Consider the following 25,348-nt stretch of genomic DNA (forward strand, 5'->3'; position numbering starts at 1 on the left):
AACTTTAAAGAATTGGTTAAATCTACTTAATCTAAGTAGTACAAAAAAAGCTTTCGTAAAAAACGAAAGCTTTCCATTTTTTATTATCCACGTTCTAATAAGTAGTTAAATAAACCGCCCATTGTTTTATCTGATAACTCAATCTCTTTACCAGATTCCGTTACTTTAGTAATTTTATAATAATCTTCAAACTCAGGTACTTCCAATTGCATCATCGCAACAAAAGCTGCTGCCGTTTTATAAGTTGCTTGTAGCTGTTCCCCATGAACGTAATCAATAATTAACATATTCGTAACCCCCTATAATATTTATACTCGTAGTGTAGTCTATAAATTTAAATACTTCCACAATTGATACTTATTTTTAAGTAAATTAATATTTCTAACTAATGTCGTATTCCTTTTACTGTATACAATGATTTTGCATCAAATCATGATTAATCATTAGAGTCTTATTTATAATTTAAAACTCTCCATTAAAAAAGACGTAACTTCTTTCATCTGAAAGAAATCACGCCTTTTTAATTATTATTTAACTGAGTAATTAGGTGCTTCTTTGGTAATTTGAACATCATGTGGATGTGATTCAATTAAACCAGCACCTGAAATTTGAACAAATTGTGCGTCATCTTGTAATGCCTTCAATGTTCCAGCACCAACGTAACCCATACCTGAATGTAAGCCTCCAACCATTTGGAAAACAATATCAGCTAAACTACCCTTGTATGATACACGACCTTCAATACCTTCTGGCACTAACTTATTAGCTTCATTTACGCCACTTTGGAAGTAACGATCAGAAGAACCATTTGATTGTTCCATAGCTGCTAAACTTCCCATACCTCGGTAAACTTTGAAACGACGACCTTCATAAATTTCAAATTCACCAGGAGCTTCATCAGTTCCAGCTAACATACTACCTAACATCACAGCGTTACCACCGGCAGCAAGGGCTTTAACGATATCACCAGAGTATTTAATACCCCCATCAGCGATGATTGTTTTACCATATTCACGAGCTACTTCAGCAGCGTCATAAATAGCTGTTAATTGCGGAACACCAACACCAGCAACAATCCGTGTTGTACAGATTGATCCAGGTCCTATTCCAACTTTAACAACATCAACGCCAGCATCATAAAGGGCACGAGTTGCTTCGCCAGTTGCGACATTACCTGCGATTAAAGTTGCTTCTGGGAATTGTGCTCTGATTTCAGTAATTTTACGGATAACACCGGCTGAATGACCATGAGCAGTATCGATAACTAAAGCATCAACACCAGCATCTAGTAAAGCTGTAGCACGTTCAAATGTATCACTTGTAACACCAACAGCGGCAGCAGCAAGTAAGCGGCCATGTTCATCTTTAGCTGCGTTAGGAAATTCAACAACTTTTTCGATATCTTTAATTGTTATTAAACCAGTTAAACGACCATTTTTATCAATGATTGGTAATTTTTCAATTTTATTTTTTTGGAGTATTTTTTCAGCTTCTTTAAGCGAAGTACCTTCCGCAGCTGTTACTAATCCTTCTTTAGTCATAACACTATCAATTAGGACTGACATATCAGAAACAAAACGTAGATCACGATTCGTAATGATACCAATCAATAAGCGATTTTCTAATGTTTCAACGATTGGAACACCACTAATACGGTAACGTTTCATCAATTGTTCAGCATCTGCAACAGAATGTTGCGGTGTTAAATAGAAAGGATCAATAATAACGCCACTTTCAGAACGTTTTACTTTTCTGACTTCTTCAGCTTGTTGTTCGATACTCATATTTTTATGAATAACACCTAAGCCACCTTGGCGAGCCATAGCAATCGCCATTTTAGAATCTGTAACAGTATCCATGCTAGCACTTAAAATTGGGACATTTAATTTGATATTCTTAGCTAATTGTACACTGATATCAACCTCGTTCGGTAATACATGACTTTCTGCAGGTATTAACAACACGTCATCAAAAGTAAATCCTTTTTTAACGAACTTCGTTTCCCAATTTGACATTTTAAAACCAGCTTTCTACTTTTATTTTGTTTACTAACATACCAGATAAACTCAACATTGGTCAAGGTTATCGTCCGATTCTTATTAACCTATAATCGTTTTTAACTGTAACAAAAAAGAGTTCAAAAATTTTACCTGAACTCTTTTCAAGATATCAATCAATTTAAAACATTGTTCGGTTGATATTATAGCGACGTTTAACGTAAATTCTAACTGCAAATGCGATTAATGCAATTACAAGATAAACAGGGGCTGGCAACAATGCATTAAGTGGTCCTGGAATCAATGCCACTAACATGTAGGCAAGAATCCATACTGCAAGAAAGGCTACAAATACTAGTAATGTAACCCAGAAAGCTGGTTTGTCTTCTTTTTTGACGTTTGGGCCATATTTTTTGTAGAAGAGCGCTGCTCCAATACCACCCAAAATTGATGTGATTAGTAGTGTTAATAATCCACCAGCACCAGAAGCTTCTGCTTGCGTACTTGTTTTACTCATTAATCCCATAACACCGTACATACCAGCAAAAATTAATAACATCATCAACCCATTATCTAAAGCTGTTAACCAAAAACTACTTGTTGGTTCTGCAGCTTTTTTCTGTGGGCCCATAATGATATCAGTTGCTTTTGTACTAACAGGACCATATAGTTTAGTTGCTGTTACACCTTTATGCTGTTCGGTGCGAAGTTCTGCAACAATTTCACCAATGACCGTATTTCGTTTTTCATCATTAATTTTTGAATCTTTCAAAATACTATTTAAACGGTAAACATAATCTTCATTACGCTTCGTTAATCCCGCAAAGGGTCCTTTATCCTGTAACTTCGTTTCTTTTTCTAAATGTTCTTTTTGTTTTGCTGCAGCTGTCGCATTTCTCTCTTCAACTGATGTTTCTTCGACTTTGTTTTCTTCTGACATGACTAACAACCCCTACTGACTTATTTTATTTAGACGTTAAATCTGAACTCAATAATATCGCCATCTTGTACGACATATTCTTTACCTTCGGAACGTAAACGACCAGCTTCACGAACTGCTGCGACGCTTCCATTTTTATCTAAATCAGCAAATGACATTGTTTCAGCACGGATAAATCCACGTTCAAAATCTGAATGGATAATTCCGGCAACTTGAGGTGCTTTCATCCCTTGTTTAAAGGTCCATGCTCGTGTTTCGGCACCACCAGCAGTAAAGAAAGTTGCTAAACCTAGTAATTTATAAGATGCCCTGATTAAGCGATCAAGTCCTGATTCTTCAACACCAGCAGCTTCAAGGAAATCAAGTTTATCTTCATCATCTAGTTCAGCAATTTCTTCTTCTGTTTTAGCAGAAACGGCTAAACATTCTGAACCTTCTTCTTTTGCAAAGGCTTCAATTAATTTTACATACTTATTAGCATCTGGGTCAGCCATGTCATCTTCAGCAATATTAGCGACATAAAGAACTGGTTTGTTCGTTAATAAAAACATACCTTTAACATATTTTTCTTCTTCTTCATCAAATTCAATTGAGCGAACGGCATGTCCAGCTTCAAGAACTGGTTTGATTTTTTGTAAAATACTGAATTCAGCCAACGCATCTTTATCTTTTGTTCTAGCCACTTTTTCAACTTTAGCATAACGTTTTGTCACACTATCTAAATCTGCAAAAACAAGTTCTAAGTTGATTGTTTCAATATCGTCCATTGGATCCACTTTATCAGAAACATGTGTGATATTATCATCGTCAAATGCACGAACAACGTGCACAATAGCATCAACTTGACGAATATTTTCTAAAAATTTATTACCAAGTCCTTCACCTTTACTTGCGCCTTTAACAATACCGGCAATATCCGTAAATTCAAAAGTTGTATGAATAATTTTTTTAGCAGGGACTACTTCATCGATACGTGCTAATCGTTTATCTGGAACTTCAACCATCCCAACGTTTGGATCGATTGTCGCAAATGGGTAATTAGCCATTTCCGCGCCTGCTTTTGTAATTGCGTTAAATAAAGTTGATTTACCTACGTTTGGTAATCCTACGATTCCTGCCGTTAATGCCATAATTAGACGTCACTCTTTTCATTTATTTTGTATTATCTTCTGTTGTTGCTTTTTCTAACATTTTTTTCATCTTTTTTTCAAATTCTCGTCTAGGTAATAGAATAAGGTGCCCGCATCCTAAACACTTAATGCGAATATCCATTCCCATTCGCACGATTTCCCAGCGGTTAGTCCCACAAGGATGTGGTTTTTTCATTTCAACAATATCATGTAAGTCATACATACTGACTAACCTCCTAGTCTAGTGAAATATCAAGTAAGTCCAAAATACGGTTCAAATCATCCGTTGATAAGTAGTCAATTTCTATCTTACCTTTATGATTTTTTTTGCTCTGTTGGATAGAAACTTGTGTTCCAAATTTTTCTTTTAACAAGTTCTCACTTTGTTGAACATAAATTGATTTTTCAACTTCGTTCACTTTTTTAGTATTCTTTTTAATTTCGCCGTTCATTTGGGCAATTACTTTTTCCAACTCACGAACAGTTAGATTTTCTTTAACTGTTCTTTTAGCTAATGCCCCAATTTTTTGTTTATCTTTAAGTGACAGCAATGTTCTTGCTTGACCCATCGATAACTGATCAACTTGGAGTAATTCTTTAACTGAGTTGGGCAATCCTAATAAACGCAAATAATTAGCAATATAAGGACGACTTTTGCCTAATCGCTCTGAAACTTGTGACTGCGTTAAGTTTAATTTTTCCATCAACATGTTATAAGCTTCTGCCTCTTCTAAAGGAGACAATTCTTCACGTTGTAAATTTTCCAAAATAGCAACTTCCATCATTGCTTCTTCTGTCATCGTTCTAATAATTGCAGGGACATCTGTTAGTCCTGCTAATTTAGACGCACGGAAACGACGTTCTCCTGCAATGATTTCATAACCCTTAATGACTGATTCTCTTACAATAATTGGTTGGAAGACACCTGATTTTTTGATAGACGCAGCTAATTCTTTTAGGGCATCTTCATCAAATGTTTTACGAGGTTGGTAAGGATTAGGGCGAATTTCAGCTAAGTTTAAACGAACAACAGATTCTTTTGTATCATCATATTGATCAAGTTCATCCTGAAATAACGCGTTAATCCCTTTTCCAAGACCTTTTTTATTATTTACCATGCGCTTTTAACACTTCCTTTGCCAATTCCATATAGACTTGAGCACCCTTCGACTTAGGATCGTAATCAATAATTGCCATCCCATGGCTAGGTGCTTCAGACAAGCGGACATTTCGCGGAATAATTGTCTTGTAGACTTTTTCTGCAAAATATTTTTGCACCTCAGACACAACTTCTGCGCCTAAATTTGTACGTGCATCATACATTGTCATTAAAACGCCTTCAATGGCTAAATCTGGATTAAAATGCTTTTGAACTAAACGAATTGTGTTAAGCAATTGGCTTAAACCTTCCAAAGCATAGTATTCACTTTGAACAGGAATTAAAATTGATTTACTAGCTGTAAAGGCATTAATTGTAATCAATCCAAGTGATGGCGGGCAATCTATTAAAATATAATCATACTGATCTTCAATTGTTTTAACGGCATCCAATAATCTTGTTTCACGAGCCATTTGCGGTGTTAATTCAATCTCAGCACCAGCCAATTGAATGGTTGCCGGAACGATATCTAATCCTTTATGACTAGTAGCTAGAATTGTCTCCTTAATTGGAAATTCATTAACTAAAACATCATAAATATCTTTTTTTATTGTTGATTTTTCAATACCAACACCACTTGTTGAATTTCCTTGAGCATCCGTATCTATTAATAAAACACGCTTGCCTAGCTCGGCTAAACAAGCGCCTAAATTCACACTCGTTGTTGTTTTACCAACGCCACCTTTTTGGTTTGCTAATGAAATAACAATTCCCATGTTTGATTAACCCTCCTTTTTTGATTCAATCACATCAATAATAACGCGATACCCTGAATCAGTTTTTTCTTGTTTTGATTTAATCGTTACACCGTTATTTTCTATAACTTGAACCGCTTGTTTTAGGGTATTAATCACTAATCTTTTATCAGGATTACCTTTTTTCGTGTTTTTCTTTTCAGACACTTTTGATTCTGGTTTAATTTTATTAGCTGAAATTAACTTTTCGGTTTCTTTCACTGTTAATTTCTCTTTTAAAATACGTTTTAATAATTTTTTTTGATTGCTAGCTGATAAACTAACCATTGCTCTTCCGTGACGTTCGGATATCTGTTGCGCCATAATGGACGTTTGTACGTCATGTTCTAATTTTAATAAACGCAATTTATTAGCAACAAATGCTTGGCTTTTACCCATATCTTCAGCTAATTTTGACTGTGATAAGTGGTTTAAACTCATTAGTTTACTGTAGGCCTCTGCTTCTTCAATTGCTGTTAGTTCCTCACGTTGTAAATTTTCAATTAGTGCCATCGAAGCCGCTTGGTCGTCGTCCATTTTCTGAACAATTGCCGGAATTTTTTTCCATCCTAATGAAGATGCTGCCCGAAAACGACGTTCCCCAGCAATAATCTCATATTTTCCAGTCTCATACTCTCGCAAAATAATAGGCTGCAATAACCCGTGTTCTTTAAGGGTTTGTGCTAATTCATCAATTTTTTGATCATCAAAGACACGACGAGGTTGGAAGCGATTGGGTACAATAGTCGTAACAGAAATGTCACTAACCTTCGTTTGATTCGTTTCATCTTCTTGTTCTTGTTGATTTTTACGATTTCCTAAAAATGAAAATGCCATTTTCCGACGACCTCCTGACTATATCTTATTTACAAGTGGGGTACGTCCAGGTACACCCGCTTTTCTAGGGTATTTTTTAGGACTTAATTTGACTTTATCAACGACTAATAGATGACGTTCGTCATCTGAAATTGGTAAAGTAAATTCATGATTAGCCACAACTTGACCACCTAAAAGCTTGATAGCATATTCGGCATCGACTAATTCTTCGTCCATTTTTTGAGCTTTGAGAGCGATAAATTGACCATTTAATTTAACTAAAGGTAAGCACAATTCAGATAGTACGCTCAATCTTGCAACAGCACGAGCTGTCACGATATCATATTGTTCTCTATATAAACTTTTTTTACCTGCAAATTCTTCAGCACGATTATGAAAAAAAGCAACCCCTGTAATATCTAATTTGTCCGCCAATTCATTTAAAAAGTTGATACGTTTATTCAACGAATCAACAATAGTCACCGTTAATTGCGGAAAAGCAATCTTCAGTGGAATTGAAGGGAAGCCGGCACCTGCGCCGACGTCACAAATAGATAAGGGCTCGCTTTGTATTTCTTTTGAATAAAAAGCAGGCGTTAAAGAATCATAAAAATGTTTCAAATAAACGTCTGATTTTTCTGTAATAGCAGTCAGATTAAGGTTTTCATTTGTCATTACTAAAAATTCATAGTATGTTTCAAATTGTGCCATTTGTCTGTCTGTTAAATTAATGTCTTTTTCAGCTAATGCTTGACGAAATTCTTCTGGATTCATATGACTGGCCCTCCGTTATTTGTGAAACAAAACGATGTTTCACGTCCTGTTTAACTTTAACGTATTTAGGCCAGAAATACAAGCCAACTGTAAGATTCTCTATCCTACTAATTTATCAAATTTTTTAAGTTTTGAAATTAATAATTCGACAAATTTTGCACGGTCAATTGATAGTAAGACTTCTGTATTTTTTTCTAATCCCAATAAATCAAATTTATCAACGATTGTCTCACCTTTAGTAAGATCACCATTCACCTCAACATCAACATGGTACTTTTCACTTGTGAATAATTCAGGATGTAACATCCAAGCAATTGTACAAGGGTCATGTAATGGAATACCGTCGAATCCCCATTTTTCTTGACCATAGTAAATACCATAAAATTTCAATAACCCGTAGGCTGATTGCGCTACTTTATTATTAATCTTACCAATTTCTTCAATTTCAGAATCTAAAATTTGTGCTTGATGAGTTAAGTTTAATCCAGCCATAACCATTGGAATAGAGTCATTTAAAACCATTTTTGCTGACTCTGGGTCCACGGCAATATTAAATTCTGAACCAGGTTTAACATTTCCAACATCCGTTGAGCCACCCATAAAGACAATTTTTTCAATTTTATTTTTTAATTCAGGATAGACAGCTAAAAATAGTGCCATATTCGTCATTGGGCCCGTGACAACCATTGTAACTTTTTCAGCACTTTTAGATAATGTTTCTGCAATTAACTCAATTGCTGTTAAATTAGTTGCTGGAATTTCAGATTTAGGTAACTCTGTTCCATCAACACCAGTATCTCCATGAACGGCATCGGCAATCATTAATTCTTGTAGTAAAGGTTTTTTATTTCCACTAGCAACTGGAACATCTGTCCGTTCCATCAATGTTAGTAGTCGACAAGCGTTATCAAATGTTTTATCAGGTGTTTGATTTCCAGCGGATGTTGTCACCGCACGTAAATCAAATTCTGGTGAAGCAATAATCATCATTAACGCTAATGCGTCATCATGTCCTGGATCACAATCTAAAATAATTGGTGTTTTTGTCATAATAAAATCTCCTCTTCAATCGAATTATTTTTCTGCATTTTTAATGCAATTAATAAATATATTTATGATCAGCCTTATTAAAATTCCAGAATGGTACTTTTACAACACCTTGAATTTTCGACTTATCAACGAACCCCCAGTAACGACTATCATTAGATACTGAACGATGATCTCCTAGAACAAAATATTTATCTGAAGGTACTCTGATAGCTGAAGTATCTTTAGCCCATTGATTATCTACAGCCAATGACTTGAATGTCCAGTTTTTAGCATTTATGTTCTGAACCCTTGTCCCTACTGTTTTTTGATAAGTTGAAATATAAGGTTCTTCAATTTCTTTACCATTAACATAGACATGATCATTTTTAAATTCTACTGTATCACCAGGCATTCCAATAACACGTTTAACATACTCTTGACCCTCAGTTGCATCAGGATCTACGCCGTATGCATCAAAAACAACAGTACTAAAGCGCTTAATATCAATAACTTTAACAACAGCAACATGCTCATTATTAACTAAGTTAGGTTGCATCGATGGCCCATCAACACGTACCATTGTGACAACAAATGTTTTTAAAAGCATCGCGATTATTAAACCGATTGCAATCGGTATAATCCAACTCATTATTTCTTTAACTATTCTTTTCATATTTCCACCTAATCATTATATTTTTTATCCCCTTATTTAGTTAATTATACGCCAACTATTTAAGGACTTTCAATATCCAATAATTCAAATGATACCAGACAATGAAATCCCTTTCTATTAAAACTTAAAATTTCATTTGCAACCATGTAAAACGACTGGTATAGTTTTAATTAGTTCTAGTAGTATAGAAACATAAGGTTTCTGTAATATCTTTGTAACATCGGGGGGCAATATATTTTAATTTAAAATATATTGAAAGTGTTCTAAACCATTATTGCACATGGGATTTACTAAATTAAATAAATTATAAGTTAAATACATAAATCATCATTATCATTGATATATAAACATTACTTAGTATATATTACAAAATCATGCTAAGTTGTAATAGTTTTTGTATTTGATTGCAACACTAACCGGTTACAATAGTTACTGTAGTATAAATCCAATAAAATAAGAAAGTAGATGTGACTCAACTTGAATAACACACTTAAATCATTATTACTCGGTACAGTTGGTACCGCTGGCCTCCTTCTTGCATCTAACGCAACTGCTGATGCAGCAACAGTTAAAGTTCAAACAAACGATACTGTTTGGGCTTTTTCTCAGAAGTATGGCGTTTCAATCAAAACAATCGAAACTTTAAACAATATTGACGCAAATTCTCATATTATTGTAAGTGGTCAATCATTAAATATTCCTGAAAAGGATAGCAACGCTAAAGCAAGCTCAACACAAAAAAGTACTTCAGCTAAAACAAGTACTATCGTTACTACTAATACTTCAGTAAATAAAACATCCGTTACTGTTAAAAATGGTGATTCATTATGGTCAATCGCTAAAGAAAATGGCATTTCAATCTCAGCACTTCGTTCGGCTAATGGATTTGCTGATAACTCAGCACTTATCTTACCCGGTCAAAATTTAACATTAACTGGTTCAAAAGCGGTAGCTGCAAGTACTACTGTTACTCCCGCTAAAGTAACACCAGCTAAAACTGTTAAAGTAGAAACAAGTACTGCTAAACCAGTTGCTACAACTCCTAAAGCAGAAGTAAGTGCTGCTAAATCAGTTACTGCAACTCCTAAAGTAGAAACAGCTACACCTAAAGCAGCATCTACTACAAATAATAAGACTGTTACTGTTAAAAACGGCGATTCATTATGGTCAATCGCTCAATCAAACGGTATTACTATCTCAGCACTATGTGATGCTAATGGTTTATCTTCTAATTCAATGATTAACCCTGGCCAAACATTAAACTTAACAGGTTCAATGGCTAAAGTAGCTTCTACAACTGCTGAAAAAGTTGTTACACCTGCAAAAGCTACAACAACACCTAAAGCTGCTGTAACTTCTAATGCTACTTCAACACCTAAGGCTGCTACAAGTTCTAATACTGCTTCAACAGCTAACACTGCTGTTGCAAGTTCTAATACTACTTCAACAACTAATACTGCTGCTGCAAGTTCTAATACTACTTCAACAACTAATACTGCTGCTGCAAGTTCTAATACTACTTCAACAGCTAATACTGCTGCTGCAAGCTCTACAACACAAACAGCAAGCTACTCAGCAAGCAAAGTTATCTCTGTTGCTAAAGCATACATAGGTACTCCTTATGTTTGGGGTGGATCAACTCCTTCTGGTTTTGATTGTTCAGGATTCACACAATATGTATTCGCAAAAGTTGGTATTAACTTAAACCGTAATACTATTGGACAAGAATCAAATGTTTCTAAGAAATCAACTGCTGCTGCTCAACCTGGAGATTTATTATTCTGGGGAGCTCAAGGTTCTACATACCATGTTGGTATTTACTTAGGTGGTGGCCAATATATCGCTGCTCCAGAACCTGGTCAAAATGTTAAAATTGGTGCATTAGCATATTACCCTGCTTCATTTGCTGGTACTGTTAATAAATAATATTATGAAGGTCCCACTCACTAAGTGAGTGGGACCTTTTTTTATGGATTTTAATATATAAAGTATTCTGGTTCGGAATCTATAAAAGTTGCTAAGATTGGAAATAAGTCCGTTAGAAATCTGAATTTTATTATTTGTTCCTTCTAAAAGAGTATTAATCGAATAATTATTAATGTTTGGAAATATCTTCACATCACGCCATCATAAGATTATGTCTGCTATTTAAAAACAAAAATCTTATACTCTTCGGCTTATTCATCATTAATCAAAAACTGGTATTTAATGCTTTTTACCCTACTATTAACAAGTGATATTTGAAACCTTTTATCTTTAAAAATCGTTACTCATTTTAAAATGTTTCATGTGAAACATTTTAAAATGGCATAAATACATAGAAGCAAAACTAACTTTTTCTTTTAATTTTGGCTATTTGGTGTATTATAAAGCTATTCGGGCCCTTAGCTCAGTTGGGAGAGCGTCTGCTCCGCAAGTAGAAGGTCGACGGTTCAAATCCGTTAGGGTCCATAGTAACCACTACAGATTTTAAAAATCAAAAAAGAGATTAACTTCAATTTGAAGTTAATCTCTTTTTCTTACGTTTCTATTTAATAAGGTTTTCCATTTGCAACGTGTTTTGCATGTTGCAACAGCGCTGTCATAGTTTCAATAATATGCGGATCGTCAATTTGATAGTACATTAACTTTCCTTCTCGTCTCTGACTAATTATTTGATGCGTTTTTAATAAACTTAATTGATGAGATAAGTTTGTTTGTTCAACATTAAGTATCTTTGATAATTCAGTTACATTATATTCATGTTGTTCCAATAAATAGATTAATTGTAATCTTATTCGATTATTCAATAGCTTAGTTATCATAATTGATTCATCAAGTTCACTTTTTGGAATTTCATTGTACGGTTGCATTATTTTCCTCCTACATAAAGTGCTGAATAGTACCACTTTCTAATAATATATATAGACCTAAGAAAACATAAACAATTAGAGTGATTAAATTACCAAAATTTTGAAAAAATTCTTGGATTTTAGGTAAATTAGTAATCATTTTACTCAACCATGTAATGATACATAAGAATATAAAAAATAGCATCAGTACAATAGGTACATCCCTAATAGATAATGTCGTGAAAAATGGGACGTAGATAGCAAGATTATCTGGTCCACAAGTTGCAATAGTAATCATAATTACATTTAAAATTATGCCTTGACCCGGTTTTCCTAATTTCTCCCGGACCTCATTACCCTCATCTTCATCACTAAAATACATTTTTATACCCATTATAATCGGAATAAGTCCCAAAAATCCTAAGATCCATTCTTCAGGAATCAGTTTTAACCAAAAGGCAGCAATCAAACTAACTGCTATAAGCGTCCCACTACCAAGTAGCTCTCCTATAAATATTAATTTTTCTTCATGTTTATTTTTATACTTAGCAAAAATAATAATTAGAATTAAAAGATAATCGATATTTGTTGAAATGAATGCGAGTACAGTTGAACCTAATAGTGTGACCATTATAGCATCTCCTCTATATGATATATTATTCATATGATATTTTGTTCATGTGAATAATATATCATATGTTAACGTCCATGTAAACGGTTAAATATAAATTTATTAGTACCTTATTTATTCAAAAATATGCTAGAATTAGTTTATTATCTATTACTTCGGAGGAATTCATATGGACTATCTAATACTGTTACTACCTATTTTATTGTTAGCTATTTGGTATATCAGCTTTCACAAAGAACCACGTCAATTAATTAATGGATTTCTGTTCAATATATTTGTCATTTCTTTAATAGGTGTACTCGCTACTTCCCCTATCAATTTTATGAAAAATAGCGCTGTTTTTATTATCATTGTTGGCGCTATAGGTTTGATATTACTTTCAATTGCAACTATTCCATTTTTATTAATTAATACTGGACTAGTCTTTAAACGTGAAAGTTATTCATTAGCTAACATGCTTGGACTACTACTTGCTATTGTTCTTATCATTCGCTGGTTTGTGACACCTTTAATCAGTACGTGGCCTTGGTATCTTCAATTACCATTTAATTTTGCTTCGTTGACTGGCTTATATCTTATGTTCGCTTTTTTAAATTTCTTGTCTGTTAGTATTTTATATAGCTTACGACGTCCAAAATATGATCAAGACTACATCATTGTACTAGGTGCAGGTTTAATCAACGGTTATAAAGTTAGTAAACTACTTGCCAACAGAATCAAACGTGCTACCAATTTTGCGGACAAACAAATACTATTAGGCGGTAAACGCCCGATTATTATTTTTTCAGGTGGGCAAGGTAATGATGAGTCTATTTCAGAAGCACAGGCAATGCAAAAATGGGCCATCGACAGTGGTTATCCAGAAGAATTTACATTACTAGAAGACAAATCAACAACGACTTTTGAAAATATGCGTTTCTCAAAAAAAATAATTGATCTTGATCATAGAGGGGATCATATTTTATTCAGTTCAAATAACTACCATATCTTTCGTGCTGCAATATTTGCACGAATGGTTGGTGTAAATGCTCAAGGCATTGGCGGGAAAACGCCATGGTATTTTTTACCTAATGCGTTCTTGCGTGAATTCATTGCTATCATAATGCTTCATAAAAATCGTCATTTTATAGTTATTTTGTTGCTCCTTTTACTGTCTATTTTTCAACAGCTTTTTAAATAATTATTACTTCAATACTTACTTAAATTAATTAATCTACTTAAAAGGATAAACCTTTAATTTATGTCATATTGACAAAACTCAGTACTATCGTTAGAATTAATTTTTATTAATATCAGTCTTATAAATTAACTATTTTTGTTGTAATCTAAGCATTAGCTAATAAAAGCTAATGCTTTTTTTATACAGTTTTTTAGTAAGGGAGATTTTATTTATGAATGGGATAGATATACACGATAATTTGAAGGTATTACAAGATTTAAAATTTTTAATTTATGACTTTAGTAACCATAGGATTGATTTTCACAATTTTGATATTTTAACTTTAGATTTACCTACCAAACAAATTGATTTAGTCTCAGCCTATCAAGCACAAAAAATTGACCACACTATTGAAGAAATAGCATGGTCAATCATTAATGATAATCATTTATAAACGGATTACTTTAAGCAATAATTCAGCTGTCGCTTCTCTTTTTTCTTTGGGTAAAGAAGCAAGATAATTAATCAAATCCAGCGTTGCAACACCTTTTAAATTTTGATTAGTAAAGAAGTCAGCTAACGTCATATCCAGCGCTTCAGCAATATCTGATAATTTTTTTATTTTAATATTATCTAACTTACCTCGCTCTATCAAAGAAATTAAACTAACAGAAGATTTTGATTTTTCAGCCAGTTGCTCAATGGTCATATTCAATAATTTTCGTTTAGCACGAATTAAAATTCCTATTTTTTTAAGCATATTAAACTCCTAATCAGAAAGGTTCTCTTTATGGTAAAGGTTTTTAAAACAATCAAACAGATTATAGCTTATCTTTTTTTAATATATATATATATACAAAAACCTTTTAAGCTGATAAAATAACTTAAGTTTCGTTTAAGGTTTGTCTTTATTCGTTGATTTAGTAATTTAAATCTAAGGAGGCCACGGGGGGTATTACTAATTCTGCATCTAACAACCTAAAAAAATACATAAGTACCAATGATTAAAATCCTATTTTATGCGATTGAGTTAGCCATTATTTTATAAACTAAAACTCGCTATGTATACACTAGATTTGGTAACTTTTAGTTAAGTAGTCAAAGTTAATCATATTATTAAGGTAGTTAAAAAGGAGATCCAATGATTAAAAAAGAACAAATCTATTATGCGCCTTCAGATGATTTATCTGGGAGTACGACAAAAAAATTCTGTCCTAATTGTGGAAGTGAAGTTCCTAAGGATGGTAATTTCTGTCCTAATTGTAATTTTGATTTACGTGTTAATTCAGTTGCGTCACAGCAACCTGTTACGCCGGTTCAACCAACACAACAACAAATGCCACCTACACAAACACGAACTGCAAATCCTAAATTACCCATCTCAGGTAAAACAAAATTCATCAGAATTTTGATTGGTATTATCGCTCTTATTATTGTTGTTGGCTACTATGCTGGAACAAAATATTACTCAAAAGAAAATCAAATTGAACGAATTACAGATGCATTAAAAACCGATAAAAACATGGAAGCTTATTTTTCAACATCGGATACGGCATTAAAAATTACTGATGAGTCTATGAAACCTGCATCAGATGCATGGGGTAGTACAGACTCTCTTAAAACTTTTAAAAACGAATTAACCAATGGAGCAAGCACTTCAACACATTTTCATTTAAAAGAAAATGGTAAACATTGGTTATTATTCCCTAAATATACGGCTGACTTTTCAACCGTTTCCGTTAACTTATCAACGAATAGCTCTGGGGCTGTTATCAAGATGAATGATAAAAAAGTTGCTACAGCTGACTCTGATAATTACAGTAAAACAATCTCAAATCTAGTTCCCGGTAACTACACAATAGAAGCAGCTGGCTCTATTGATGGTACTAAACTAAATAATAAATCGACTGAGACGCTCACTAGTTCAACTTCTAACGTCAATTTAGATTTAAGTACACTTACTTTTAGAATTAAAAGTATCGCAAATGCTGATATCTATGTTAATTCTAAAAAAGTTGGTACAACTGATGATGATGGTTCTGCAACAATTGGCCCTATTGCCTCTTCTGGAAACAATCGATTGCAGCTTAAAGAAAAGGTCGGAGACAACACTCTCGTTACCAGTGAATACCAAATTTCAGGTAGCGATGATGATAACGACGTAACTTTAAATAATACAGATGAAAATGGCTTTCAAGATAGTTCTAGTAGCAATTTATTCAATATTAATTTTCCTAATATGTTAACTCTAGATGATGCAGAAAGTTATATAGACAATTTATTTACCCAAATTGATGACTACACTATCGATGGTGATGACTCTAATGAGGATTCAAATGATAGTTATGGCTCAATAGGCAGTTTCTTTGTTAATGGCTCAAGCAATGCAGATGCCAAGGCATGGGTGACTATTGCTAAAAATTATCATGATGATGATGCAATCAGTAGTGTCTCTTATGACGCTAAAGTATTATCAGTAACACCGACAGATAAAAATAAATTTGATGTCGCTTATGATGTTACTTATACGTTCGATTTCACTGATAGTGACGATAATTATTCAACTAAAACACAAGTATTTAGATATACTGCTAAAGTTAATTATTCTAATAACGATGACTTCTTAATCAAGTCAATTACACCCGCTAAAAAAATTAGTGAAAAAATTGAAGACAACTAAACTTTGGAGGAAATAATCATGAAAACATGCCCAAACTGTAGTTCACAACAACCAGAAAATGTAAAATTTTGTACAAACTGTGGATTTGCCTTTTCCATTAAACCAGCCCAAGAAACGGCCGCAACACAATCACAAAACGTACAAGAACCAACAAAATTCCAACAACAATACACGCAACAACAAGATACTAAAGCTCAAAATGAGAATATTGAACAAGCTAAAACATTCGCATCAAATTATTGGTCTTATTTCTTAAATGCCATTAAACATCCCACAATTTTAGAAAATGGTCATAAATATTTCGGCTTTACGACAATTATTTTATTCGCCATATTTAATGATATTTTTGTAAAATTAATAATGGATAATGTTGCTAAATCTGTTAATTCAAGTCTATTTTCAGGACTCTTTAACACTCAAAGTACCTATGCGCCAACAATTGACAGTAGTGTCTACGCAAAATTATTTTTCTTAACACTACTAGCTTTTGCCTTTTACATACTAATTGGATTTTTTGTTCGTAATGTTGTTTTAGGCGATAAGAGTGATACCTTACTTTCATTTACAAATCGCTTTACACACTACCTCATGATCAATCTTGTATTAGCTGTCCTTAGTATGCTTTTCATGCTACTTGGAATGAGAGGCCTTGCTGTATTCATGTATGCTTTAATGGCCCTTATCATGAGTATTGCTTTCATTTTATCGATGATTATTGATACAAATCCACTTAAAATAGATAAACTTTACGGCGTTGTCATTGGACAACTTCTATTAGCTTTAGTTTTCATGATTGTTATGTCAGTATTTGCTGTCAGTTTAGCAGCCAACATAGCTTCAATCATCTCTGCAGCTGGATTTTAAGTTTATTGCTTAACCTAATTATAAAAAGTTAAAAAGGCACCAATCAAGTATACTTGATTGGTGCCTTTTCTGCATTTCTGTACTATTAATTATTAACTTTAGCAATCTTACCCTGTTCAATATAAACAGCAAGAATTGATAAATCAGCAGGATTCACACCACTAATACGACTAGCTTGAGCTAATGTTTCTGGTTGAATCTTAATGAATTTTTGACGCGCTTCCGTCGCAATTCCTTCAATAGAATCGTAATCAATATTTGTTGGAATTTTTTTAGCTTCCATACGTTTTAACTTCGCAACTTTTTCTTGTGCTTTTTTAATATAGCCTTCGTACTTAAATTGGATTTCTACTTGTTCAATAATTCTATGGTCTAATTCATGGTCAGGACCTGGAATAAACTTCTCAATGTCTGCGTAAGTTACCTCAGGGCGACGTAAAAATTCATTAGCCAACACGCCATCTTTCAAAGCGGCACTATTATGTTCTGCTAAGAATGCATTCACATCTTCAGTAGGTTTAATACGGAATGATTGTAATCTAGCTTTTTCGGCTTCAATTTCAGCTTTTTTAGCTTTAAAAATAGCTAATCTCTTTTCAGAAATTAAACCAATATCATATCCTTTTTCAGTTAAACGTAAATCAGCGTTATCATGACGTAAGATTAAGCGATATTCAGCACGAGATGTTAATAGACGATAAGGTTCGTTTGTCCCTTTTGTTACTAAATCATCAATCATAACACCGATATAAGCGTCACTTCGATTTAACGTAAAATCTTCGCGGCCTAAAGCACGTAACCCAGCGTTAATTCCTGCCATTATTCCTTGTCCAGCAGCTTCTTCATATCCAGAAGTCCCGTTTGTTTGACCAGCGGTATATAAATTCTTCACTAATTTAGTTTCAAGCGTTGGTCGTAATTGATAAGGAGCCACGACATCATATTCAATCGCATAACCCGGACGCATTAATTCAGCGTTTTCAAGGCCCTTAATTGAATGAATAATATCTTGTTGGACTTCTTCCGGCATTGACGTAGAAAGGCCCTGAACGTAAAATTCGTCCGTTGAACGGCCTTCTGGTTCTAAGAAGAGCTGATGACGAGGTTTATCAGAGAAACGAACAATTTTATCTTCAATAGATGGACAGTAACGTGGACCCACACCTTTAATAATTCCTGAGAACATAGGTGCACGATCAAGGTTAGCATTAATAATCTCATGCGTTTTCAAGTTGGTATACGTTAACCAACAAGATAATTGATTTTTAACATCAATATAATCTTCATCAGGTGTTTCAAAACTAAAGTGGTTAGGTTCAACATCCCCTGGTTGTTCATCAGTCACACTGTAATCAATTGTATTCCCATCAACACGAGGTGGTGTTCCAGTTTTAAAACGTTCTAAATCAAATCCAAGAGCTTCAAGATTTTCAGATAATTTAATTGCAGGTTGTGAATTATTAGGACCTGATGAATAACTCAATTCGCCAATAATAATCTTACCGCGAGCAGCCGTTCCAACTGTTAAAACAACACTTTTAGAACGGTATTTTGCCCCAGTATTTGTTACAACACCATGACATTCGCCATCTTCAACAATTAAACTATCGACTGTTCCTTGACGTAACGTTAGGTTTTCTTCTTTTTCCATTGTATGTTTCATTTCACTTGAATAAAGATGTTTATCAGCTTGTGCCCGTAATGCTCTAACAGCTGGACCTTTACCAGTATTTAACATACGCATTTGTACATAAGTTTTATCGATGTTACGACCCATTTCGCCACCTAAGGCATCAATTTCACGTACAACAATTCCTTTAGCTGGACCACCAATTGAAGGATTACATGGCATAAAAGCAACCATGTCTAAACTAATTGTGATAAGTAATGTTTTATTACCCATTCGTGCAGCAGCGAGTGCTGCTTCTGAACCAGCATGTCCAGCACCAACCACAATTACATCATAATCTGGGCCGTCATAAGTTTTAATGTCCATTTATATTCTCCTATTTACTAACAATTATTTACCTAAACAGAATTGACTAAATAATTCTGTGAGTAATTCATCTTTGTAGCTATCACCAGTGATTTCACCAAGTAATTCCCAACTTCTAGTCATGTCAATTTGAACTAAATCGATTGGCATACCGGAAGCAATCCCAGTGATCACATCATCTAAAGCAGTCTCAGCTTGATTTAACAAGCCAATATGACGAGAATTAGTAATCATAACTGTTGTTTGGCTATTTTCAATTCCACCAAAGAATAAGTTAGCAATTTTTTCTTCAAGTTGCTTCACACCTTCATGATTTAAGACAGAAATAGAAATAATTTCCGTTGGATCAACCATACTTTCTAATTCTTTACGATCTAGATTTTCTGGTAAATCTGTTTTATTTAAGATAACAATTCGTTTATCATTCTGTGTTAATTTAATGAGCTGCTTATCTTCAGCAGACAAAGGTTCATTGCTATTCAAAACAAGCATGACTAAATCAGCTTGAACAATCGCTTCTTTCGAACGTTCAACCCCAATTTTTTCAACCTTATCTTCTGTATCACGAATACCGGCAGTGTCTACCAATTTCAAAGGTACACCCATAACGTTAACGTATTCTTCAATCACATCACGCGTTGTTCCAGCAACATCAGTTACAATGGCTTTATCTTCATGTAATAAGTGATTCAAAAGACTTGATTTACCAACATTAGGTCGACCAATTATGGCAGTAGCTAATCCTTCACGTAATACTTTACCTTGTTGCGCTGTTTGTAGTAATTCTTGAACATATTGCTTAACATCACGTGCTTTTTCAAGCAATAATTTAGTCGTCATTTCTTCACCAGCATCGTATTCTGGATAATCAATATTAACTTCAACTAATGCCAAAACATCTACGATATCTTTACGTAAATTGCGGATTAGACGTGCTAAATTACCATCTAACTGATTTAGTGCAACTTTCATTGAGCGATCTGTTTTAGCACGAATTAAATCCATAACAGCCTCAGCTTGAGATAAATCAATTCGACCATTTAAGAATGCTCGTTTTGTAAATTCACCAGGTTCAGCTAAGCGTGCCCCATTACTTAATAATAATTGTAAAATTTGATTCGTTGGTACAATACCACCATGACAGTTAATTTCAATCACATCTTCACGTGTAAATGTTTTAGGTGCTAACATAACTGAGACCATGACCTCATCGACTTCTTCATCCGTTTTAGGATTTAAAATATGTCCGTAGTTAATGGTATGACTATCAACGTTACCTAAATTTTTCCCTTTAAATACATTATTAGCAATTTGAACGGCATCCTCACCACTTAATCGAACAATTGAAATGGCACCTTCACCAGGTGGTGTTGATATAGCGGCAATTGTATCAAATTCTGTTAATTCTGGCATATCTTTAAATACTCCCTTCAAGTGCTCTATTAGCAGTTAATTAATCATATTCTTTAAATTTTTTCAAACAAAAAAAGGGCCCACTCCACGCCCTAAAAGGACGTGGATAAAGCACCTTCACTACTTTATCTAATATTAAGTTCAATGCCAATAATATACTTTTTTTACCGACATTTGTCAACAAGTCTGTTTGATGATTCTAATTCACTAACCACGAATACCGCGATTTTCTAATTTATTAGTAATCACTTTTAATTCATTAACATAACCAAGATATTCTTCTTCAGTCATATCAAATGAAGTAAAACAATTCGACATTTGTTTCATAATTCTATGTTTACTTCTTTTAGCTTTTCCAGTCAATGAGACATTCACACGGCGTTCATCCTCAGGATCTCTAGTCCGAAGAATCCAATCATCCTTTTCCATACGTTTTAAAAGTGGTGTTAATGTTCCGTTATCTAGATGTAACTTCGCACCAAGTTCCTTCACCATAACAGGTGACGTTTCCCACAATGAAAGTAACGTAATATATTGCGGATACGTTAAGCTAAATTCCTTCAGTGATTCTGTATAAAATTTATTGTAATCTTTTTGTGCTGTGTAAATAGCAAAACATAGTTCATCTTCTAATTTTTCTGGATCATGTTTTAAAGCCATGGGTGGGGACTCCCTTCTATTACTGACTATTTTTTATTTTTAGGCGCTACAATTACTGAGCGCTTAGGTTCTGTTCCAATCGATGTTGTTTTGATTCGGTTATTTCGTGCTAAATAAAAATGAATTTGCTTACGTTCGTTAGCAGGCATCGGGTCTAATTGTACCGTCTCACCCGTTCTAATAACATCCTTGGCCACTTTAATTGCAAGGCGCTCAATCGTTTCTTCGCGACGTTTACGGTAGCCACCAACATCTAGAATAACATTCATTCTGCTAACTGCTTTTTGATTCATATTAACTTGTGCTAAATATTGCAAAGCATTTAAACTTTTACCGTGTTTACCAATTAATAATCCTTGTTTACTCGTATTAAAATCATATGTTACCTGACGGCGCTCAAATTGAACATTAATTTCTGTATCAATACCCATTAATTCTGTAATGTCGGCCAAATAATAACCAACATCATGAACTGCTTTTTCATTAAGTTGACTTCTAGCAGCTTTTTCTGCTGCTGTTAGAGGCTTTGATGTAACACTATCTTTTTTTTCATCAATAATTTTCTTGCTTACTGGTTTTTCTGTTATTTTTTTTTCAATTAATTCAACTTCTGCCTTTTTGCGGCCAAAAAATAAAAATCCAGACTTACCTTCATTGATTATTTTAATTTCAATCTGTGTTTTTTCAAGCTTTAATGCAGCCAAACCGTTACTCACAGCTTGATCAACATTTTTTCCAGTAAATATGGGCATGTTCATCCTCCAAATATAATTATCATCGTTATATTATAGCACTAATTGACCCCTTATCTATACCCTTTTTCAGAACGATTTTTTTGAAAAGTTCTTTCATTTGACAAAATCTATAGGACTCAGCCTATAATGAAAATACTAAATATAAAAACTCGGAGGATTAATTCTATGAATAAATTAACAGACACATATGAATTAGCAAATGGTGTCAAAATTCCTGTTGTTGGTTTTGGTACTTGGCAAACACCAAGTGGTGATGTTGCTAAAGCATCTGTAAAATCAGCATTAGCTTCTGGTTACATACATTTAGATACTGCTGAAATGTACCACAATGAAAGTAGTGTTGGAGAAGGTATTGCCGAAAGCGGTGTTGCTCGTGAAGATATCTTTTTAACAAGTAAATTAGCTAATACAGCTCATACGTACGATGAAACACAAACAGCATTTGCACGAACATTAAAAGATTTAGGTGTTGATTACCTTGATTTATTCTTGATTCACTGGCCAAATCCTGCTGCTTATCGTGAAGATAATTGGGAAAGTCATCTTCAAGAAACATGGCGTGCATTTGAAGATCTTTATAATGAAGGTAAAATTAAAGCCATTGGTGTTTCTAACTTCCGTCCTCGTCATTTTAAAATTTTGGAAGAAACACAAACAATTACACCAATGATTAATCAAATTAGATTAGCTCCTGGTGATACTCCCAAAGAGACAATTGATTATTGTCACAAGCATAATATTCAATTAGAAGCTTATAGCCCATTAGGAACTGGTGCTATCTTTACGGAACCAACAATGGTTAAAATTGCTAATCGTATTGGTCGCAGTGTTGCACAAGTTACCTTACGTTGGTCATTACAAAATGGATTCTTACCACTTCCCAAATCTGTTCATGCTGACAGAATTGAAGAAAATACTCATTTATTTGATTTTGAATTATCTGATGAAGACATGGCAGAAATCAACTCTCTAGATGGTGTTGTTGGTCATGCTCAAGATCCAGATACAGCAACTTTCTAAAATGTTTCACGTGAAACAAAAATGCGTAACCAGATATATTCTGGTTACGCATTTTTAGTTATCTATAGTTTGATGATGCATTTGGCATGACTATTGCACATATGATGTAAACAATAATACCAGGGAATGCTGCACTCAGGACACTTAAAAGAACGTACCCTATTCTTGTTAATGTTGGGTCCCAGTTAAAAAATTCAGCAATACCACCGACAACACCAGCAATAATTCTATTATTAGATTTTGTTAATTTTCTCAATTTTAATCCTCCTCTTGTTAACCTTTTATGTAATTATATCCAAAATAAAAAACCAAAGCCACTAAATGGACTTTGGTTTTCAAAAATTACTTTTTGTTACGGCCCTTATAAGCTTTCTTTTTCGCTTTTTTAATAGCCTGTACTTTTTCTTTTTCAAGACGTACTTTTTCTTCACGTTCACGTGTAATTTTAAATGGATTATTAATTAACAATGTTTGTCCAACTGAGAATGCATTGGTAATAACCCAATATAATGACAAGGCTGATGGTAAGTTAACAGCTGTCACAAGAATCATTATTGGTGTACCATAAACCATCATCGTTGACATTGAGTTTGCTTCAGGTTGGGACATAACACCCAACTTAGAAACAAAGTAAGTTAAGATTGCAGCAAAAATTGGTAAGATGAAGTACGGATCTTTATCACCAAGCTGTAACCATAAAAATTCACCCGTCTTCAAAACGTTCGTTCTCAAAATAGCTTGATAAAGAGCTAATAAAATCGGCATCTGTACTAATAATGGTAAACATCCAGCAACAGGATTAATGCCTGCTTCTGCATATAATTTCTGTTGTTCTTCACGTAATTTTTGAACAGTTGCAGCATCTTTACCAGAATGCTTAGCTTGAAGTGCCTTCAATTGAGGTTGAACTTCAGCTGTTTTACGCATACTTTTTGTTTGATAAATCATTAATGGTAATAAAATAACCCTAATGATTATGGTAAAGATGATAATACCAACACCATAGTTCCCACCAAATAATTTTGAAAGGAAAATAATAGCCCTAGAGAAACTGAGGATGATACCGCCATCCCAAATTCCTGTACTATTTTCCGTTATTGGTGTTGTACTACATCCCGCTAGGACTAACATTAACCCCAACATACTTAATAGGACTAAAAATCGCTTACTCTTCTTTTTCACAAGAATACCCTCGCTCACTTTATTAGTCTAAAATTTTAGCTATTTTTAAAACATGTGTTAATTGTTTCTTGGATTCCTCTTGCGACAACCAAGCAACAGATGGTCTAGCAATAACCAAAAAATCGCAATCTTGTTTAAGATCTGGTTTCAATTCTAACAACGATTGACGAATACGGCGTTTAACCCAATTACGAGCAACAGCATTCCCAATACGTTTTCCAACTGAAATTCCAACTCTAAAATGAGCTTGTTCTGGTTTTTCCATCATATATATAACATACTTTCGGTTCGCACAAGATTGACCTTTTTTAAAAACTGTTTGGAACTCTGCTTCTTTTTTAACGCGATATGATTTTCTCATGTAATATCTCCAGTTAAATAGATACTGTATCTTTGTAATAAAAAAAACCACTGAAATCAGTGGTCTATGCAGACAATACTTTTCTACCTTTACGGCGTCTACGTGCTAAGACGTTACGGCCGCCTTTTGTACTCATGCGTTTACGGAAACCATGCACGCGTTCACGGTGACGTTTTTTAGGTTGGTATGTTCTTTTCATAATTTAGGCACCTCCTTAAATACTTAATGTTTCAACTAATCGGTATCTTGATAAAAATAAGATACCAGTGACGTCAATTTCACTTACCGGAATATAATACCATACTTCTTTCTTCTATGAAAGAAAATTATTAGAATTCAATGTAATTTAGTTATCCACACTTTTTCGCTATTTATTTTTTAGTTGTGGATGAGTTGTGAAACACATCTTGTCGTCCACAACTCGGAACACACACTTTTTCACAATAAACAGCCTGTTAATAAGTTATACACACCCTTAACTAAAAACTGTTAATAACTAATGAAAATCCTTTAATAACATACTTTATTTCAATCACTCATTTGT

At 33.8% G+C, this 25,348-nt stretch carries 28 protein-coding genes and 1 tRNA gene; 7 read left to right on the forward strand and 22 right to left on the reverse strand.

All coding sequences use genetic code 11. From position 1 onward, the window contains the following. Positions 1-83: 83 nt before the first annotated feature. The 11 genes from AC1RPU_RS01320 to lepB all read right to left on the reverse strand — a co-directional run bounded on the left by AC1RPU_RS01320 (position 84) and on the right by lepB (position 9,252). A complete protein-coding gene (locus tag AC1RPU_RS01320; RefSeq protein WP_481761063.1) occupies positions 84-287 on the reverse strand; it encodes a hypothetical protein in 204 nt (67 codons plus the stop codon). A gap of 240 nt (positions 288-527) precedes the next feature. After that, complete coding sequence (gene guaB / locus AC1RPU_RS01325) at positions 528-2,015, reverse strand: IMP dehydrogenase (RefSeq protein WP_481761064.1); 1,488 nt, start codon at positions 2,013-2,015, stop codon at positions 528-530. 163 nt (positions 2,016-2,178) lie between these two features. Further along, a complete protein-coding gene (locus tag AC1RPU_RS01330) occupies positions 2,179-2,937 on the reverse strand; it encodes a DUF1129 family protein (protein WP_481761065.1) in 759 nt (252 codons plus the stop codon). 29 nt (positions 2,938-2,966) lie between these two features. After that, positions 2,967-4,067 carry a redox-regulated ATPase YchF gene (gene ychF / locus AC1RPU_RS01335; RefSeq protein WP_481761066.1) on the reverse strand — a complete coding sequence of 367 codons (1,101 nt, stop codon included), beginning with the start codon at positions 4,065-4,067 and terminating at the stop codon, positions 2,967-2,969. Positions 4,068-4,089: 22 nt separating this feature from the next. Further along, the gene (locus AC1RPU_RS01340; RefSeq protein ID WP_409021822.1) at positions 4,090-4,290 is read right to left on the reverse strand and encodes a DUF951 domain-containing protein; all 201 of its coding nucleotides are present in this window, start codon (positions 4,288-4,290) and stop codon (positions 4,090-4,092) included. 13 nt (positions 4,291-4,303) lie between these two features. Further along, positions 4,304-5,185, reverse strand: a complete 882-nt coding sequence (locus AC1RPU_RS01345; RefSeq protein ID WP_409021823.1) for a ParB/RepB/Spo0J family partition protein — start codon at positions 5,183-5,185, stop codon at positions 4,304-4,306. After that, positions 5,175-5,942 (reverse strand): ParA family protein, encoded by a 768-nt coding sequence (locus AC1RPU_RS01350; protein WP_409021824.1) that lies wholly within the window; start codon positions 5,940-5,942, stop codon positions 5,175-5,177. Before AC1RPU_RS01350 ends, AC1RPU_RS01345 begins: the two co-directional genes overlap by 11 nt. Positions 5,943-5,948: 6 nt before the next feature. After that, the gene (gene noc / locus AC1RPU_RS01355) at positions 5,949-6,797 is read right to left on the reverse strand and encodes a nucleoid occlusion protein (RefSeq protein WP_481761067.1); all 849 of its coding nucleotides are present in this window, start codon (positions 6,795-6,797) and stop codon (positions 5,949-5,951) included. Between the two features lie 18 nt (positions 6,798-6,815). After that, positions 6,816-7,550: a 16S rRNA (guanine(527)-N(7))-methyltransferase RsmG gene (gene rsmG / locus AC1RPU_RS01360; protein WP_481761068.1), complete on the reverse strand. Its 735-nt coding sequence runs from the start codon at positions 7,548-7,550 to the stop codon at positions 6,816-6,818. 99 nt (positions 7,551-7,649) lie between these two features. Next, a complete protein-coding gene (gene rihA, locus AC1RPU_RS01365) occupies positions 7,650-8,600 on the reverse strand; it encodes a pyrimidine-specific ribonucleoside hydrolase RihA (protein WP_481761069.1) in 951 nt (316 codons plus the stop codon). Between the two features lie 49 nt (positions 8,601-8,649). Continuing rightward, positions 8,650-9,252, reverse strand: a complete 603-nt coding sequence (gene lepB, locus AC1RPU_RS01370; RefSeq protein ID WP_481761070.1) for a signal peptidase I — start codon at positions 9,250-9,252, stop codon at positions 8,650-8,652. Positions 9,253-9,729: 477 nt separating this feature from the next. On the opposite strand from lepB, the gene AC1RPU_RS01375 reads away from it, so the two are divergent. Continuing rightward, positions 9,730-11,178 carry a C40 family peptidase gene (locus AC1RPU_RS01375; RefSeq protein WP_481761071.1) on the forward strand — a complete coding sequence of 483 codons (1,449 nt, stop codon included), beginning with the start codon at positions 9,730-9,732 and terminating at the stop codon, positions 11,176-11,178. Positions 11,179-11,630: 452 nt separating this feature from the next. After that, a tRNA-Ala gene (locus AC1RPU_RS01380) sits at positions 11,631-11,703 on the forward strand. A gap of 80 nt (positions 11,704-11,783) precedes the next feature. Here AC1RPU_RS01380 and AC1RPU_RS01385 read toward each other — a convergent pair. Together AC1RPU_RS01385 and AC1RPU_RS01390 are read right to left on the reverse strand one after the other, a co-directional pair. After that, positions 11,784-12,104 (reverse strand): ArsR/SmtB family transcription factor, encoded by a 321-nt coding sequence (locus AC1RPU_RS01385; RefSeq protein ID WP_481761072.1) that lies wholly within the window; start codon positions 12,102-12,104, stop codon positions 11,784-11,786. A 10-nt stretch (positions 12,105-12,114) separates the two neighbouring features. After that, the gene (locus AC1RPU_RS01390; protein WP_481761073.1) at positions 12,115-12,714 is read right to left on the reverse strand and encodes a cadmium resistance transporter; all 600 of its coding nucleotides are present in this window, start codon (positions 12,712-12,714) and stop codon (positions 12,115-12,117) included. Positions 12,715-12,883: 169 nt separating this feature from the next. On the opposite strand from AC1RPU_RS01390, the gene AC1RPU_RS01395 reads away from it, so the two are divergent. After that, positions 12,884-13,894 carry a YdcF family protein gene (locus AC1RPU_RS01395; protein WP_481761074.1) on the forward strand — a complete coding sequence of 337 codons (1,011 nt, stop codon included), beginning with the start codon at positions 12,884-12,886 and terminating at the stop codon, positions 13,892-13,894. A gap of 211 nt (positions 13,895-14,105) precedes the next feature. Further along, entirely contained in the window at positions 14,106-14,327 is a 222-nt protein-coding gene (locus tag AC1RPU_RS01400) for a hypothetical protein (protein ID WP_409021835.1), read from the forward strand. Here AC1RPU_RS01400 and AC1RPU_RS01405 read toward each other — a convergent pair. Further along, on the reverse strand, positions 14,322-14,633 hold the full coding sequence (locus AC1RPU_RS01405; RefSeq protein ID WP_481761075.1) for a helix-turn-helix domain-containing protein: 312 nt from the start codon (positions 14,631-14,633) through the stop codon (positions 14,322-14,324). The two genes, AC1RPU_RS01400 and AC1RPU_RS01405, sit on opposite strands and share 6 nt — an antisense overlap. A 381-nt stretch (positions 14,634-15,014) precedes the next feature. Here AC1RPU_RS01405 and AC1RPU_RS01410 point away from each other — a divergent pair, with 381 nt between their 5' ends. Both AC1RPU_RS01410 and AC1RPU_RS01415 read left to right on the forward strand, forming a co-directional pair. Then, positions 15,015-16,553 carry a zinc ribbon domain-containing protein gene (locus AC1RPU_RS01410; RefSeq protein ID WP_481761076.1) on the forward strand — a complete coding sequence of 513 codons (1,539 nt, stop codon included), beginning with the start codon at positions 15,015-15,017 and terminating at the stop codon, positions 16,551-16,553. Between the two features lie 18 nt (positions 16,554-16,571). Continuing rightward, positions 16,572-17,417 (forward strand): DUF6574 domain-containing protein, encoded by an 846-nt coding sequence (locus tag AC1RPU_RS01415; RefSeq protein ID WP_481761077.1) that lies wholly within the window; start codon positions 16,572-16,574, stop codon positions 17,415-17,417. An 85-nt stretch (positions 17,418-17,502) separates the two neighbouring features. Here the strand turns inward: AC1RPU_RS01415 and mnmG are convergent, their stop codons facing one another. The 4 genes from mnmG to jag all read right to left on the reverse strand — a co-directional run bounded on the left by mnmG (position 17,503) and on the right by jag (position 22,238). Further along, complete coding sequence (gene mnmG, locus AC1RPU_RS01420; RefSeq protein WP_481761078.1) at positions 17,503-19,413, reverse strand: tRNA uridine-5-carboxymethylaminomethyl(34) synthesis enzyme MnmG; 1,911 nt, start codon at positions 19,411-19,413, stop codon at positions 17,503-17,505. A 24-nt stretch (positions 19,414-19,437) separates the two neighbouring features. Further along, a complete protein-coding gene (gene mnmE / locus AC1RPU_RS01425) occupies positions 19,438-20,826 on the reverse strand; it encodes a tRNA uridine-5-carboxymethylaminomethyl(34) synthesis GTPase MnmE (protein WP_481761079.1) in 1,389 nt (462 codons plus the stop codon). A 207-nt stretch (positions 20,827-21,033) separates the two neighbouring features. Beyond that, the gene (locus AC1RPU_RS01430) at positions 21,034-21,486 is read right to left on the reverse strand and encodes a MarR family winged helix-turn-helix transcriptional regulator (protein WP_481761080.1); all 453 of its coding nucleotides are present in this window, start codon (positions 21,484-21,486) and stop codon (positions 21,034-21,036) included. A gap of 26 nt (positions 21,487-21,512) precedes the next feature. After that, positions 21,513-22,238 carry an RNA-binding cell elongation regulator Jag/EloR gene (gene jag, locus AC1RPU_RS01435; protein ID WP_481761081.1) on the reverse strand — a complete coding sequence of 242 codons (726 nt, stop codon included), beginning with the start codon at positions 22,236-22,238 and terminating at the stop codon, positions 21,513-21,515. A 168-nt stretch (positions 22,239-22,406) separates the two neighbouring features. Between jag and AC1RPU_RS01440 the strand changes: the two genes are divergently transcribed. Next, positions 22,407-23,261 carry an aldo/keto reductase gene (locus tag AC1RPU_RS01440; protein ID WP_481761083.1) on the forward strand — a complete coding sequence of 285 codons (855 nt, stop codon included), beginning with the start codon at positions 22,407-22,409 and terminating at the stop codon, positions 23,259-23,261. A gap of 58 nt (positions 23,262-23,319) precedes the next feature. Here the strand turns inward: AC1RPU_RS01440 and AC1RPU_RS01445 are convergent, their stop codons facing one another. From AC1RPU_RS01445 to rpmH, 4 genes are all read right to left on the reverse strand, one after another. Next, positions 23,320-23,517 carry a PspC domain-containing protein gene (locus tag AC1RPU_RS01445; RefSeq protein ID WP_409021843.1) on the reverse strand — a complete coding sequence of 66 codons (198 nt, stop codon included), beginning with the start codon at positions 23,515-23,517 and terminating at the stop codon, positions 23,320-23,322. An 86-nt stretch (positions 23,518-23,603) separates the two neighbouring features. Further along, the gene (yidC, locus tag AC1RPU_RS01450) at positions 23,604-24,443 is read right to left on the reverse strand and encodes a membrane protein insertase YidC (RefSeq protein ID WP_481761084.1); all 840 of its coding nucleotides are present in this window, start codon (positions 24,441-24,443) and stop codon (positions 23,604-23,606) included. A gap of 22 nt (positions 24,444-24,465) precedes the next feature. Continuing rightward, positions 24,466-24,804, reverse strand: coding sequence for a ribonuclease P protein component (rnpA, locus tag AC1RPU_RS01455; protein ID WP_409021846.1), 339 nt, complete (start codon positions 24,802-24,804; stop codon positions 24,466-24,468). A 64-nt stretch (positions 24,805-24,868) separates the two neighbouring features. Further along, positions 24,869-25,003: a 50S ribosomal protein L34 gene (gene rpmH, locus AC1RPU_RS01460; RefSeq protein ID WP_057974157.1), complete on the reverse strand. Its 135-nt coding sequence runs from the start codon at positions 25,001-25,003 to the stop codon at positions 24,869-24,871. Positions 25,004-25,348: the final 345 nt, after the last annotated feature.

This window comes from Dellaglioa sp. CoH-55-MRSF-7 (genome assembly GCF_056782235.1).